We start from the raw sequence: 15,272 nt of genomic DNA on the forward strand, positions 1-15,272 counted from the left end.
TTTCTCGCATGCCATTTCATAATAAGTGAATCATAAAGAAATGAGGGACAAATTTGTGAGAAAGAAACTTTGCTTCACCTTCCTAGTGGCATGCTCATTTTTTCTGTTGCTGCTCCCTTCATCAAGTTCTGCACAATCTATTGATCTAACAGGCGGCATAAAAAACGAATATGAGTATGAAGAATACTTTTTCTTAACAGGAAAGCCGATTAAATTTACAGGGACAAATAAAAATATAACGATATCAGCAAGGGAATCTAAAGGCAAGTTAACCGAAACATATAAGTTTACGTTGGCAGGGCCAAATGGGGAAAAGCTAACACGGAATTTTACGTATACATACGATGTCACAAACTATGACCAAGTTGGGCAAAGTTCGGCAACGGGTGAAGTTACAAAATTTACTGAAAAAATTACGGTTGGTGACAGAACCTTTACATTGGCCGATTACCAGCTTTCTAAAAGTACGATTACAGACAAGCGACCGGCATCCGACTATTATTCAGGAAATGCGATTGCACGTAAAACATATACCGAAACGACAGGACGTAGCAAAGATGCCGTTACTAAAACAATTACGGTACATGTAGATAGCCGCAATGAAGGATATGAAAACTTCTGGGGGGCTACTGAAACACAAATTACGGATTTCGAGATTGAGTTTGATGACGGGACGATTGGTACAGTGAAAAACAAAGTATCAACATCCAAGTCGCGAACATTGGAATATAACGAAAATGATGCATCGTTATCTAGTTTTAACGGTAACTATAAAACGATTAGCTCTGCTGATTCATTATCGGAATATGAATACGACCTGCCTGCTAGTGAAGGAACAGTCGCAAGCAACATCGACTATATGCCAAAGCTTGAAATGCTGAAAATCCCAAAATTCCGAGATTTATCTTCGAACTGGGCACGCGTGCAAATTGAGAAACTGTATTCACTTGGCATATTAGATGATCAATCGAACTTCTACTCACCCAATACACCTGTTCAGCGCTATGATTTTGCAATTGCCATTGGTAAAGCAATCGATCTGCGTGTATTGGAAGAAACGAACCGCAAAAAGACACAGCCATCTATTTTTAAAGACGTGAAACGTACAGTAAAAGATTACAATTACTTAGTGGCAACGGTTGATAAAGGCGTTATTAAAGGGAAAACGCCAACAACATTTGACCCGGATGGTTTTTTAACACGTCAGCAGGCAGCGACAATTTTAGTACGCGCACTTGGGCTGGAAGGTAAAGCACCTGAGCCTGGCTATACTACAGACTATAAAGATGATTACAAAATTACGGATTATGCACGCGATGCAATTTATGTCGCAACACAGTTAGGGTTAATGTCAGGAAGCGAAGGGTATTTCAATCCGAAAGCTACATTAACACGTGCGCAATCTTCTGCAATCATTGAACGATTTTTACGTTATTTAGAAACAGATTTAAAAGAAAATTACCGAGACAATATTCTGTTCTTTAACTAAGGGGTTGCAAACATGAGTAAAACAAAGAAACTAATGGCCATGCTGCTATGTTGTCTACTAGTATTCTCCGTAGTATTTCCGTTCGGTGCTACGGAAACGGAAGCTGCAAGTAAGCAAATTTCGGATATATCGAAAAAAAATTCGAAGTATAAAGCAGCCAAATGGACAATAGATAATGATTATTTGCAGTTGTATAAAGGAAACAAATTCCAGTCCGGAACACTCGTAATGGAATGGCAAATGCTGCAGTTTTTAGCGAAGATGGACAAAAACTATCATTTCAGTACAAATGATAAAGATATGCTCTATGAATATTATGGCGACTTGAATATTCCGTTATATGGTGTAAATAATAAATCGAAACGCAATGCCAATATTTCACGCGGACATTTTGCGCGGCTTTATGCGGCGGTAAATGGTCTTGATTTATCCGAGATTCAGGCGGTCAGATATTTGTATATGAACGAAATTACGACAGGTACAACAGGAAAGCAAACATACGAGGACTATAAGCCGACACGCAATATTAATCGCGGTGATATGGCAGTCTTCATGTACCGAATCAATCAGCAAGGGAAACTGGCAATTGAAGGTCTGGCAAGTACACCTGCTGGCAAAGATAATAATAAAATTACATTACCGGTAAACTTTGTTGAGAGTAAAAACGGCAATGTGACAATACCGACAATACCAGGTGAAAATACGGATGATAAAACGACACGTCCGGATGTTTATAAAGCAGTTAAAAAAATAAATGTAGAAAACGAGGAACTTACAGCAAACGGTGTTGATTCCACATTAATCACAATTGATCTGCGAGATAGCTACGGCAATGACATTTCATATGATGAATCATTGGCATTTAAAGTAACTTCAAAAGCAGGGGCAAAAGTTTCCGAAACGAATACAAGTACAAGCGGTCAATCCACAACGGTCTATACCGATGGACCACAGCTTAGCGTATATGTAACGGCACCAGCTTTAACGAAGTCAGTAGTGGATACAATTCGCTTTGAGATGATTAATCCATCAGAAAAGTATTACACATACAAAAATCAGGTGATTGAAGCGTCTGTGCGCTATGTGCCAAAAGCAGAACTTCGTATTTCTTACGAAGTGTTCGATCCGGAACAGACAGAGTGGAATGGCGGAACGGTTGACCCTGGCGTTAGACCTTTACCGGCATTACCTCAAGGTGTTGTAGGGACAACGACAGTACCATTTACACAAAACGGGGTAATAACAATCTCAAACTACGATCCGGATTTAAAAGTGATGACTGGGTCTAAATGGGAAAGCTATACAACTGCTGACGGAAAACTGACACAAGGCCAGGTTACTTCCAAGGAAATTCAATACGGGAATGCAGATTTGAAGCTGGAAGGTCAAATTATATCGGTTTGGCTGTTTGAACAAATTCTTGACTATATGATTGAAGGACCAAAAGAGGAATCTTCTTGGGGCGGTCTCGGCAGTGCTAAAGTAATGTACACGGTCAACAATGAGGGACGTGCGACATATGATTTGCAAGGTGTCATGAGTGAAGAAGATACGGAAGCATTCGATTCAATGCTCCATGCGGTCATTATTTATTTAACAGATAAATTTTTACCGATTGCAGACCAGGTAACATTAGCACATGAAGAGTCGGTAGAGGTCATTAAGGCGATGTATGATCGTTTAGGCCAAATCGACAAAAACTTACTACGAAAAGATTATGCGGATATAATCGGGAAGCTCGAAGGTGCCGTTGCAAAAATTAAGGTTTTGCTTGCAGGTAAAGAGCTGCAGCAGCGTCCGGAAGGCATGGACCGATATACAAAAGTAATCGTCAACCTTGTCGCACCAGGCGGGGTTATTATTACCGATTATAAAGGCACGGTGGAAGTAACTTTCAACGGCAAAACACGTGTCGTATCATTCGATACAAATACGAAAGACTATAATAACGGCACAGGCAGCCGCGGATCCGCGGTAGTTTACTTTGATGATATTTTATATGGTAAAGCGCAAGTAAAGGCACGGTTGATCGATTTGGATCCACGTTACGATAAGGTCGTTCAAAGCCTGAAAAATACAACGGTCTCTGAACAAATCTTTGCCAACCCGCGTTATGAAAACAATTTATGTTCCGTTGAATCGGAAGTTATGTTTGTTGTAGACCACTCTGGTTCGATGAAAGCGCGCGATGCGAAAAATTATACAGCGAATAAAGTGAAGCAAACGATTAAACAAATCGGGGCAAACCCAAGTCATGTATATCGCTTCAATAATCGTCCAAATCACGAAGCAACAGACAAAGCGGATATCGTTTCTAGTATCGATAGTTTGTTAACGTATAAAAACGAAAATCGATCGACAAATATTGTGAAAGCACTTGAAACAGCAATCGGTAATTTCACGACAAACCAGTATACGAGCAAAGCTATTGTACTAGTTACAGACGGTTATTCGAACAGCAATGGACTCGAACAGGTGCTGAGAGATGCAAAACAAAAAGGAATTGCAATTCACACTGTCTCGGTTGGGTCATATAAAACAGTAAATGAGAAACTACTGAAAGATATTTCATCCGAAACAAATGGCACATATCAAAATATTACATCGATTGAAAACTTGCACAGCTCTTTGCAGGCAATCATTACAACAATTTTATGTAAAACACCTGTTATGAATAATAGTTGTCTAGTAGGGGATACAATCTTTAACAACACCGATGTTCGAATCGAAACATCAAAAGTAACAATCCTGGCAGATGTAAATACAGGATGTGACAATGTAAAAGGTGTTCGCGTTGTCTTCATTTCACCGAGTGGGGATGTTAAATACGACTTGCCTGCACGAGGGTCTTCTCGTTATATGCATCGACCGAACCTTTATGAGTTTCCGGAATTTGATTTATATGTAGAGGTTGAATTCCAGGCAATCGATGCAACAGGCAACATTATTGGGACTAAAATTCATAATATGTGACAAAATAGAGGCTCACTTATAAAGTGAGCTTCTTTTTTAGTTTGAATGATTGAAATCTGTGTCGAACTTTGTTAAACTTACATTAGAATAATTCTAATTTAACAATTCCCGATTCTTTTTGGAATAGACTTCATCTTGCTCTCTTTGGGACAAGATGTATTTTTCTGAAGTTAGGGTATATATACAAAGGTTCAGTTATCCACTGACAATTTAAAAGTTGTTTTTGGATTTAATTAAGTAGGTTTAGTATATACTTTCATGTCATGTTCACAAACTAAACTAGAATCATGCTGCAATTATGTTACAATAAAATCTATGAATTAGAACGTGTGAGGTGTGGGGGTTCATGCATACATTAGTAGTAGGCCTGAATTATAAAACAGCGCCAGTAGAAATTCGTGAAAAGCTCTCGTTTATCGAATCGGATCTTCCGAATGCTATGGAAGCGCTACAAAAGCAAAAAAGCATATTGGAAAATGTAATCATCTCTACTTGTAACCGTACAGAAATTTATGCGGTTGTTGATCAATTACACACTGGTCGCTATTATATTAAACAATTTTTGGCGAACTGGTTTAACATACCGATGGAACAGTTCGAGGATCACTTATTCATCCGTGAAGAAGATGATTCATTGAACCATTTATTCCGTGTAACGGCTGGTATTGATTCAATGGTGCTTGGGGAAACGCAAATTTTAGGACAAGTAAAGAAAAGTTTTTTACAAGGTCAGGAAATTGGTACAACTGGTACAGTTTACAACCAATTATTTAAACAGGCAGTAACATTTGCAAAACGTGCCCATAGTGAAACAGCGATTGGGGAAAATGCTGTTTCTGTTTCTTATGCTGCCGTAGAGCTTGCCAAAAAAATCTTTGGTTCCTTGAAAGATAAGCATGTAGCCATTTTAGGTGCCGGTAAAATGGGCGAACTTGCAATTCAAAACCTATACGGAAATGGTGTAGGAAAAGTAACGGTTATTAACCGTACATTTGAAAAAGCTCAAAACTTGGCATCGAAATTTGATGGAGATGCGAAAGCAATGAATGAACTTCAATGTACGCTGCTGGAAGCTGATATTTTAATCAGTTCAACTGGGGCAACAGATTATGTCATCGATTATGACTTAATGAAAGATGTAGCAAAATTCCGTAAAGGCGATCCTTTATTTATGGTCGATATTGCGGTACCGCGTGATTTAGATCCGCGTATTGGCGATGTGTCCAATGTATTCCTGTATGATATTGATGACCTTCAAGGAATTGTACAAGCAAACTTGGCTGAACGTGAACGTGCGGCAAATGAAATTACAGCGATGATTCAAGAGGAAATTATTCAATTTAAAGATTGGTTTAATACACTTGGTGTTGTTCCTGTTATTTCTGCCTTACGCAAAAAAGCGGCATCTATTCAAGAAGAAACAATGTTGAGTATTGAAAACAAAATGCCGAATTTAACGGAGCGCGAACGTAAAATTTTAAACAAGCATACAAAATCGATTATTAACCAGCTATTGAAAACGCCGATTCTACAAGCAAAAGAACTTGCAAACGAGAAAAATGCGGAAGCACAGCTTGCATTATTCCAGCAAATCTTCGGCATTGAAGACGAAGTGCAGCATGAAGTACAGCAATTACGCCCGGAAGTGAAAAGAAGTGAAACAGCAAAAGAGGTAACCTTAAAACCAGGGTTATCTTATTAATTGAACAATAGCCAATAGACATTGAGCCTTATTGAAGCACTTTATTCAAATAAAACATAAGCGTTTTCGTATCTATATGGTAAAATTATAGATAGCGAAAGCGCTTTTTTTAGTAAGTTTCCATCAGGAGAAGGGTGCATATGACAGAAATGGTAATGACAAGATTATATGAGCTCATGATCATTCTCTATGGGCTCTGTATCGTACTATATTTCACAGACTATCTTTATAAAAATATAAAATTCAGACGCGTAGCTTTCTGGTTTGTTTCGATCGTTTGGGTGTTACAAACTTTATTTATCGTCTTGTTTATCATTGAAACGAAGAGATTTCCGATCTTATCGTTGTATGAAGGAGTATTCTTTTATGCATGGCTCTTAACGACACTTTCTATCGTCCTTCATTGCATTGTACGAGTAGATTTGCCAGTTTTTTTTATTAATGTATTGAGCTTTGTATTTATGACAATCCATTTATTTGCGCCGCAAACGAACGATCAGATTGTCAGTGATTCATTAGTTTCGGAAATGCTGCTAATCCATATTAGTTTTGCGATTGTGTCATACGCAGCTTTTTCTGTTGCGTTTGTCTTCTCGCTGCTATATTTAATTTTATATCGCATATTAAAACAAAAAAAGCTTACTAATTTATGGTCACGTTTGCCAAGTTTACAGCAAATGGTGAAGTGGATTAATTTATCAACCATTATTGGTATTCCATTGCTATTAATAAGTTTAATTTTAGGGTTAGAATGGGCATTTTTAACATTAGAGAATGTTTCAATTTTCGATGTGAAAATATTAGGTTCGTTTATCGTATCGATAGTTTACTTAATTATTTTCTTGCTGCATCAGAGAGGGAAATTAATTGGCATGGTATATGCTAAAGTGCATGTTTATTTATTTTTACTCGTAGTCATTAATTTCTTCCTCGGCAGCAAATTATCAAATTTCCATCTGTGGGTTTAGCAGAATAGAAAGGTCGGAGTAACGTGAGAAAAATTATTGTAGGATCCCGAAAAAGTAAATTAGCATTAACACAAACAAACTGGTTTATTAATGAGCTAAAAGAGGCTGGCGTACCATTTGATTTTGAAGTTAAGGAAATTGTAACAAAAGGCGACCGCATTTTAGATGTACAGCTTTCTAAAGTTGGCGGTAAAGGTCTATTCGTTAAAGAAATCGAGCAAGCTCTATATGATAAAGAAATCGATTTTGCCGTGCACTCGATGAAAGATATGCCTGCCGTATTGCCGGAAGGGTTGATCATTGGCTGTATCCCTCCACGAGAAGATGCGCGCGATGCCTTTATTTCAAATGGTCATGTGAAATTTGCTGATCTGCCAAAAGGCGCAATCGTTGGAACGAGTTCATTACGTCGTAGCGCACAATTATTACAAGCACGTCCAGATCTTGAAATTAAGTGGATTCGCGGAAATGTCGATACACGTCTAAAAAAACTGGAAACTGAAGATTTTGATGCGATTATTTTAGCCGCAGCAGGCTTGAAACGACTTGGCTGGAGCGATGAAGTCGTTACGGAATATTTAGATACAGATATTTGCCTTCCAGCAGTTGCACAAGGTTCATTAGGTATTGAGTGCCGTGCGGATGATACGGAGCTGCTTGAACAACTGACAAAATTAACAGACGCTACTACATGGGCTACAGCACATGCCGAGCGTTCGTTCTTAGCTGCAATGGATGGCGGCTGCCAAGTCCCGATTGCCGGCTATGCAACAGTAGAAGGTGACACAATTACTTTAACTGGTCTAGTGGCAGCACCGGATGCTTCTGTAACGTATAAAGAAACGTTGACAGGTACAGATGCGGATGCGGTTGGTAAAGCAGTTGCCGCAAAATTAACAGAGCAAGGTGCCTTTGACTTAATTCAAAAAGTAAAGGCTGAGTTAGATGCCGAGTAATGCACTCTTAGGAAAAACATTGATTATTACAGGGTCGGCCGTTGTAAGAACTGTAGAGCAATTGATTGAGCAACATCACGGGAAAGTTTATAATTATCCATTAATCGAAACAGTAGAAAAGATTTCTAAGGAAGATAAATTCTATCTTCAGGAATTACAGGCCTATCATTGGCTCATTTTTACGAGTCAAAATGCGGTGAAAAGCTTTGTCGATAAATGTATACGGCATGAACAGACGATTCCTGCAACAATGAAAATCGCAGCTGTCGGTGAAAAGACAGCTGCTTTATTAAAGGGGCACGGCTATAAAATTCATTTTATGCCAACTGTATACAGTGCTGATGTATTTGTGAAGGAATTTTCGATGATGCCAGGGGAACGTGCATTATTTATACGTGGATCGAAGGCGAAAAAAACGATACACGAAGGTACTGGAGCAGATGAATGGACCGTTTATGAAACACGTCCGTGCAGTAAATATTTCGTGCAGTTAACACAGTGCCTGCTGACCGAAAAACAACCGATTGTAATATTTGCCAGCCCTTCTGCGGTTGATATTTATGCTGAGCATATTGAGCCGCATGTAGCTTGGCAAAATGTGAAATTTGCATCGATTGGTCATGTAACAACAGCGGCCCTTGAAAAGCATGGGGTACAGCCAATGGTGCAACCGAAAATCTATACGATGCAAGCTGTAATTGAACAGCTCATCCTGGAGGAACAGACAAAATGACAGAACTATATTTCCAACGTCACCGTCGCTTACGTCAAAATGCAGCGATGCGTGCACTTGTAAAAGAAACATACCTACAAAAAGAAGACCTTATTTATCCGTTGTTTATTATTGAAGGTGAAAATATTAAAAACCCTGTAAGCTCAATGCCGGGCGTGTTCCAGTTATCATTAGATAATTTGGCTGCTGAAATGGATGAAATTGTAGACTTAGGCATTCGTGCGGTATTACTGTTCGGAATTCCTGAAGAAAAGGATGCAGTCGGCACTGGTGCTTTCCATGATCATGGGATTGTACAGAAGGCGACGCGCTTAATTAAAGAGCGTCATCCAGAGCTTCTAGTCGTAGCAGATACTTGCTTATGTGAATTTACGGACCACGGTCATTGTGGTGTCATTGAAGGCGAACAAGTTTTAAATGATCCATCACTTGATGTGTTGGCACGTACAGCAGTTTCTCAAGCAAAAGCCGGTGCTGATATTATTGCTCCGTCAAACATGATGGACGGCTTTGTAACGGCAATTCGTGCAGGTTTGGATGCAGCAGGCTTCCAGCATATTCCGATTATGTCATATGCGGTGAAATACGCTTCAAGCTATTACGGACCATTCCGTGAAGCAGCGGAAGGGGCACCACAATTCGGTGACCGTAAAACATATCAAATGGATCCTTCCAATCGAATGGAAGCAATTCGTGAAGCAACTTCCGACGTTGAAGAAGGTGCAGATTTCCTAATCGTGAAACCGGCATTAGCATATTTGGATATTATCCGTGATGTGAAAAACAGCTTCCCGCTGCCTGTTGTGGCGTATAATGTTTCAGGCGAATATTCAATGGTAAAAGCAGCTGCACAAAATGGCTGGATTGATGAAAAAGCGGTTGTACTAGAAACATTATTAGGTATGAAACGTGCAGGTTCCGATTTAATCATTACTTATCATGCAAAAGACGTCTGTCGTTGGTTGGAGGAAAAATAATATGCGTAGTTATGAAAAGTCAAAAGCAGCATTCACAGAAGCGGTTGATTTAATGCCAGGAGGAGTAAACTCTCCTGTACGTGCATTTAAATCAGTAAACTTGGATCCGATATTTATGGATTCGGGCAAAGGTGCAGTTATTAAAGATATCGATGGCAATGAATATATTGACTATGTCCTATCGTGGGGTCCGTTAATTTTAGGACATGCACACCCGGATGTTGTTTCGGCTATTCAGGATCAGGCAGCTAAAGGCGCATCATTTGGTGCACCAACTGTTTCCGAAAACAAATTGGCGAAACTTGTCATGGACCGTTTGCCGTCAATGGAAATGATTCGTTTCGTATCATCAGGAACAGAAGCAACAATGTCTGCACTTCGCTTAGCGCGTGGGTTTACAGGACGCGATAAAATTTTAAAATTTGAAGGTTCATATCACGGTCATGGGGATTCGCTGCTTATTAAAGCGGGTTCGGGTGTTGCGACGCTTGGTTTACCTGACTCACCTGGTGTTCCGGCTGATATTGCCAAAAATACATTAACGGTTGCTTACAATGACTTGGAATCAGCAAAATTAGTATTCGAAAAATTCGGCGCTGAGTTGGCGGCAGTTATTTTAGAACCGGTTGCAGGCAATATGGGTGTTGTACCGCCACAGCCAGGTTTCCTGGAAGGGTTGCGTAAGCTGACAGAAGAAAATGGAACGGTTTTAATTTTCGATGAAGTAATGACAGGCTTCCGTGTAGACTTTGGCTGTGCCCAGGAATATTACGGAATTACACCTGACCTTACTTGTTTAGGGAAAGTAATCGGCGGAGGTTTACCGGTTGGTGCATTTGGCGGAAAGCGTGAAATTATGGAGAAAATCGCTCCGGCAGGCCCGATTTACCAAGCAGGCACATTATCAGGTAATCCGCTTGCTATGACAGCCGGCTATGAAACATTAAGCCGCTTAAACAAAGACTCTTATGAATACTTCCGCAAGCTGGGAGACCAGTTGGAAGAAGGTTTCCGTGCAGCAGCGACGAAATACAATATTCCACATACAGTGAATCGTGCAGGGTCGATGATTGGTTTCTTCTTTACAAACGAAGATGTAATTGATTTTGAATCGGCAAAAAGTTCGGATTTAGAGCTATTTGCTGAATACTTTAAACTGATGGCTGAAGAAGGAATTTTCTTGCCGCCTTCACAATTTGAAGGACTATTTATTTCAACTGCGCATACGGAAGAACAAATCGCAAAAACAGTTCAGGCATTCCATAATGTCTTTGAAAAATTAGCACGATAAATAAATCATAAATTCCCTTTCTATGCATAATGTAAGCTTAGGGAGGGGATTTTTTATGCAACAGTGGGAAATGAAAGAGACATTTACATTTCCAAAGCAATTAGGAAATGTTCAAGAGAATTCTAAAATAGTAGTAGAACCGAAATGGCATGAAGAGATTAATGAAGATTCCGTCGTAGTAAGAGGAATTTATGTAGTAAAAGGAAATATTCAATTTGATCATGTAGCACGCGAGGATGAAACGGAGGAAGGTATCTATATCGAGCATATGGATATTGAAAAAGATCATGGTTATTTCGAATATGCCCTGCCTTTTTCAGTAGATTTTCCAAACGATGATATTGAATCTGTCTCACTTCGCATAAATGATATTAAAGTAGAACCAAATAATGGCTACTGCTCATGCAGCTGGGCTGTCCATTGTGATGTGGAAAAGAAAGTACAAGCAATTGCTGAAGTTGAGAAGCCCGCACCAGTTGAAGAAATCGTTTTGGAGCAAAAGCCTGTAGAAGAAGTACAACCCCGACTTCAAGCGGCAAAAGAAGTAGAAGCAGAAGTAGAGGTAGAGGTAGAATCAACGCAGCTGGCCCAAACCGTCCCACATGAGCTTGACTTCCTGGAACAGTTGGCCGATGCGTATAGCCGTGTTCAAATACAAATAAAAAAATAAATAAATGTTCCGTAAGAATTGAAACTTACGGAACATTTTTTTGTTAAATGAAATCTGTGAGCAATAAGTAAGTAAATAAAATTAGAAGGGCCAGCAATAATATATCACCCGTTGTCGGAAGTAAGACCGTTCGGATCGCCTGAAAAATCGTAATCGGCAAAATACAATGGCGCATAAAGAAACGGAATTTTCTCAGCCATGGAGGCAATAAATATGGATTGTAGTTTTTTCGCAATGTCCAGACTCCTTTTGCATAGTATATGTGAAGAGAGCGGATAACGTGTTAAAGTATATTCCCCATTCGTGCTTGATATTTCATTAAAAACAGCTTAAAATAAAGTGCAACTATATAATTGAAGCGAAGATTAGGAAGAGTACGTATGAGATCGATGGCAAGAGAGGAAACGGTAGCTGAAAAGTTTCTCCATCAACCATGCAGAAGGTAGCCTAGGAGCTGACTTAGTGAACTAACAGTAGCTAGGATCCGGTTAAACACCGTTATCGAATGAAGTGCCGAAAAGCTTAAGGAAAATTATGCGAGCGCATGACGGGTCAAATGCTGAAAAGAAGCATTTGTCAGTCAAGGAACGACGAAGCGAAGCAACCCCAATGAACAAATAGTTCGTGAGGATTGCCGAGTGGAGACGAAGAATGCGAACGATTGACTTAAGCCCCTCGGAAATAAAGGTGGTACCGCGAATTAACTCCCTCGTCCTTTTTTAAGACGAAGGGAGTTTTTTTATGTCCAATTATTATATGGTGACAAAGGAGAGATTCATTATGACGGAAATAACAATGCCAACAAAATACGATCCGCAGCAAACTGAAGCCGGCCGCTATGAATGGTGGTTAAATGGCAAATTTTTTGAAGCAGATCCTACAAGCGATAAGGAACCATACTCTATCGTTATCCCACCGCCAAACGTAACAGGTAAGCTGCACCTTGGCCACGCTTGGGATACAACATTACAAGATATTTTGATTCGTATGAAACGCATGCAAGGATATGACGCACTATGGTTACCGGGTATGGACCATGCGGGTATTGCGACACAGGCGAAAGTAGAAGAAAAACTGCGCGGTGAAGGAATTTCCCGCTATGATTTAGGCCGTGAAAAATTCCTTGAAAAAACATGGGAATGGAAAGAAGAATATGCTTCTCACATTCGTGCACAATGGTCGAAACTAGGTTTAGGCTTAGACTATTCAAAAGAGCGTTTTACACTTGATGAAGGCCTATCGGATGCTGTAAAAGAAGTATTCGTTAAATTATACGAAAAAGGCTATATTTACCGTGGTGAACGTATTATTAACTGGGACCCAGCTGCTAAAACAGCCCTTTCAGACATCGAAGTAATTCACAAAGAAGTAGAAGGCGCATTCTACCATATGGAATACCCTCTTGCTGATGGTTCAGGTAAACTACGCGTTGCAACAACTCGTCCAGAGACAATGCTAGGTGACTCTGGGGTAGCTGTACACCCTGAAGATGAGCGCTATGCACACTTAGTAGGGAAAACTGTCATTTTACCTATCGTAGGTCGAGAAATTCCAATTGTTGCAGATGATTATGTAGATATGGAATTCGGTACAGGTGTTGTTAAAATGACACCAGCACATGACCCGAACGACTTTGAAGTTGGTAATCGTCATAACTTAGAACGTATTTTAGTAATGAACGAAGATGGTACAATGAATGACTTAGCTGGTAAATATGCGGGTATGGATCGTTTCGAATGCCGTAAGCAAATTGTTGCGGATTTACAAGAGGCAGGCGTATTAATAGAAATCGAGCCACATGTACACCAAGTAGGCCACTCAGAGCGTACGAATGCTGTTGTAGAACCATATCTTTCTAAGCAGTGGTTCGTAAAAATGGCTCCATTAGCTGAAGAAGCATTAAAAATGCAAGCAGATGAAAATGAAAAAGTAAACTTCGTACCAAATCGTTTTGAAAACACATATAATCGCTGGATGGAAAATATTCATGATTGGTGTATTTCACGTCAATTATGGTGGGGTCATCAAATTCCAGCTTGGTACAATAAAGAAACAGGCGAGCTTTATGTAGGAAAAGAAGCACCTGAAGATGCTGAGAATTGGACACAGGACGAAGATGTTCTTGATACGTGGTTCTCATCTGCTTTATGGCCGTTTTCTACAATGGATTGGCCAAATGAAGAATCTGAAATGTTCAAGCGCTACTACCCGACAAATACGTTGGTAACGGGCTATGACATCATCTTCTTCTGGGTAAGCCGCATGATTTTCCAAGGGAAAGAATTTACAGGCGAGCGTCCATTTAAAGACGTATTAATCCATGGTTTAGTTCGTGATGCTGAAGGACGCAAAATGTCTAAATCTCTTGGGAACGGGGTTGACCCGATGGATGTAATCGACCAATATGGTGCGGATTCATTGCGTTACTTCCTTGCAACAGGTTCATCTCCAGGTCAAGATTTACGTTACTCTACAGAAAAAGTAGAATCTACATGGAACTTCGTAAATAAAATCTGGAATGCTTCTCGTTTTGCATTGATGAACATGGAAGGCCTAACATTTGAACAAATTGATTTAACAGGCAACCTTTCTACAGCGGATAAATGGATTCTTTCACGCTTGAACGAAACGATTGACCGTGTAACAACTTTATCTGATAAATACGAGTTCGGTGAAGTAGGCCGTGAACTTTACAACTTTATCTGGGATGACTTCTGTTCGTGGTATATCGAAATGGCGAAATTGCCGTTATATGGTGAAGATGAAGCAGCTAAATTAACGACACGTTCAGTTCTTGCGTACGTTTTAGACAATACGATGCGTTTACTGCACCCATTCATGCCATTCGTAACAGAAGAAATTTGGCAGCACTTACCACATGAAGGTGAGTCTATTACGGTAGCTGCATGGCCGACTGTAAACCCAGCATTCAACTTTACGGCAGAAGCAGGCGATATGCAGCTGTTAATGGATATTATCCGTTCAGTACGTAATATTCGTGCAGAAGTGAATACACCAATGAGCAAAAAAGTACCGATGACGATTTCAGCAAAAGATGAACAAACATCGGCAGTGCTTGAAGTGAACAAAGGCTATATTGAAAAATTCTGTAACCCGGATGGCTTAACAATCGGGGCGAATCTTGAAGCACCAGCACAAGCAATGTCAGCAGTAGTTTCAGGCGCAGAAATCTTCATGCCACTTGCAGGCTTAATCAATATTGAAGAAGAAATCGCACGTCTTGAAAAAGAACTCGACAAATGGGCTAAAGAAGTAAAATTAGTTTCCGGAAAGTTATCAAATGAACGATTCGTTTCAAAAGCACCGGAAGCATTAGTAGCAACAGAGCGCGAAAAACTGGCGGATTATGAAGCAAAATACGCAACAGTTGAAAAACGCATTGCAGAACTGAAAAACATGTAATGCCAAAGAGAGGTACCGTATAATGGTACCTCTTTCTTTTAATTCAGCTATAATAAAATATATTACATATTAGCCGTATTAGGGAGAGAA

General features: G+C 39.8%; 11 protein-coding genes and 1 other annotated feature. Of the genes, 10 read left to right on the top strand and 1 reads right to left on the bottom strand.

The features are described 5' to 3' along the window. Positions 1-55 precede the first annotated feature (55 nt). The 9 genes from CBM15_RS04625 to CBM15_RS04665 all read left to right on the top strand — a co-directional run bounded on the left by CBM15_RS04625 (position 56) and on the right by CBM15_RS04665 (position 11,759). Entirely contained in the window at positions 56-1,489 is a 1,434-nt protein-coding gene (locus tag CBM15_RS04625) for an S-layer homology domain-containing protein (protein WP_008405178.1), read from the top strand. Between the two features lie 12 nt (positions 1,490-1,501). Next, positions 1,502-4,462 (top strand): vWA domain-containing protein, encoded by a 2,961-nt coding sequence (locus CBM15_RS04630; RefSeq protein ID WP_087615907.1) that lies wholly within the window; start codon positions 1,502-1,504, stop codon positions 4,460-4,462. A 346-nt stretch (positions 4,463-4,808) separates the two neighbouring features. Next, on the top strand, positions 4,809-6,164 hold the full coding sequence (hemA, locus tag CBM15_RS04635) for a glutamyl-tRNA reductase (RefSeq protein WP_008405180.1): 1,356 nt from the start codon (positions 4,809-4,811) through the stop codon (positions 6,162-6,164). Between the two features lie 140 nt (positions 6,165-6,304). Further along, on the top strand, positions 6,305-7,132 hold the full coding sequence (gene ccsA / locus CBM15_RS04640) for a cytochrome c biogenesis protein CcsA (RefSeq protein WP_087615909.1): 828 nt from the start codon (positions 6,305-6,307) through the stop codon (positions 7,130-7,132). A gap of 23 nt (positions 7,133-7,155) precedes the next feature. Then, positions 7,156-8,088 (top strand): hydroxymethylbilane synthase, encoded by a 933-nt coding sequence (gene hemC / locus CBM15_RS04645; RefSeq protein WP_014823253.1) that lies wholly within the window; start codon positions 7,156-7,158, stop codon positions 8,086-8,088. Beyond that, entirely contained in the window at positions 8,078-8,821 is a 744-nt protein-coding gene (locus CBM15_RS04650; protein WP_087615911.1) for a uroporphyrinogen-III synthase, read from the top strand. The genes hemC and CBM15_RS04650 overlap by 11 nt, the downstream gene beginning before the upstream one ends. Next, on the top strand, positions 8,818-9,798 hold the full coding sequence (gene hemB / locus CBM15_RS04655) for a porphobilinogen synthase (RefSeq protein ID WP_014823255.1): 981 nt from the start codon (positions 8,818-8,820) through the stop codon (positions 9,796-9,798). The genes CBM15_RS04650 and hemB overlap by 4 nt, the downstream gene beginning before the upstream one ends. A 1-nt stretch (position 9,799) precedes the next feature. Next, complete coding sequence (hemL, locus tag CBM15_RS04660; RefSeq protein WP_087615913.1) at positions 9,800-11,089, top strand: glutamate-1-semialdehyde 2,1-aminomutase; 1,290 nt, start codon at positions 9,800-9,802, stop codon at positions 11,087-11,089. Positions 11,090-11,144: 55 nt separating this feature from the next. Beyond that, complete coding sequence (locus tag CBM15_RS04665; RefSeq protein ID WP_087615915.1) at positions 11,145-11,759, top strand: alanine racemase; 615 nt, start codon at positions 11,145-11,147, stop codon at positions 11,757-11,759. Between the two features lie 43 nt (positions 11,760-11,802). Here CBM15_RS04665 and CBM15_RS04670 read toward each other — a convergent pair whose 3' ends face one another. Then, entirely contained in the window at positions 11,803-11,994 is a 192-nt protein-coding gene (locus CBM15_RS04670; RefSeq protein ID WP_014823256.1) for a hypothetical protein, read from the bottom strand. Positions 11,995-12,111: 117 nt separating this feature from the next. Continuing rightward, positions 12,112-12,479: a binding site (T-box leader), on the top strand. A gap of 60 nt (positions 12,480-12,539) precedes the next feature. On the opposite strand from CBM15_RS04670, the gene CBM15_RS04675 reads away from it, so the two are divergent. Beyond that, positions 12,540-15,182, top strand: a complete 2,643-nt coding sequence (locus tag CBM15_RS04675) for a valine--tRNA ligase (protein WP_087615917.1) — start codon at positions 12,540-12,542, stop codon at positions 15,180-15,182. Positions 15,183-15,272 lie beyond the last annotated feature (90 nt).

Source organism: Solibacillus kalamii, from assembly GCF_002174535.1.
Lineage (GTDB): Bacteria > Bacillota > Bacilli > Bacillales_A > Planococcaceae > Solibacillus > Solibacillus silvestris.

Bases quoted from the DNA above. Each gene is read 5' to 3' on its own strand.
- hemA (WP_008405180.1), top strand. From the start codon at position 4,809: ATGCATACATTAGTAGTAGGCCTGAATTATAAAACAGCGCCAGTAGAA.
- ccsA (WP_087615909.1), top strand. From the start codon at position 6,305: ATGACAGAAATGGTAATGACAAGATTATATGAGCTCATGATCATTCTC.
- hemL (WP_087615913.1), top strand. From the start codon at position 9,800: ATGCGTAGTTATGAAAAGTCAAAAGCAGCATTCACAGAAGCGGTTGAT.
- CBM15_RS04630 (WP_087615907.1), top strand. From the start codon at position 1,502: ATGAGTAAAACAAAGAAACTAATGGCCATGCTGCTATGTTGTCTACTA.
- CBM15_RS04675 (WP_087615917.1), top strand. From the start codon at position 12,540: ATGACGGAAATAACAATGCCAACAAAATACGATCCGCAGCAAACTGAA.
- hemB (WP_014823255.1), top strand. From the start codon at position 8,818: ATGACAGAACTATATTTCCAACGTCACCGTCGCTTACGTCAAAATGCA.
- CBM15_RS04650 (WP_087615911.1), top strand. From the start codon at position 8,078: ATGCCGAGTAATGCACTCTTAGGAAAAACATTGATTATTACAGGGTCG.
- CBM15_RS04665 (WP_087615915.1), top strand. From the start codon at position 11,145: ATGCAACAGTGGGAAATGAAAGAGACATTTACATTTCCAAAGCAATTA.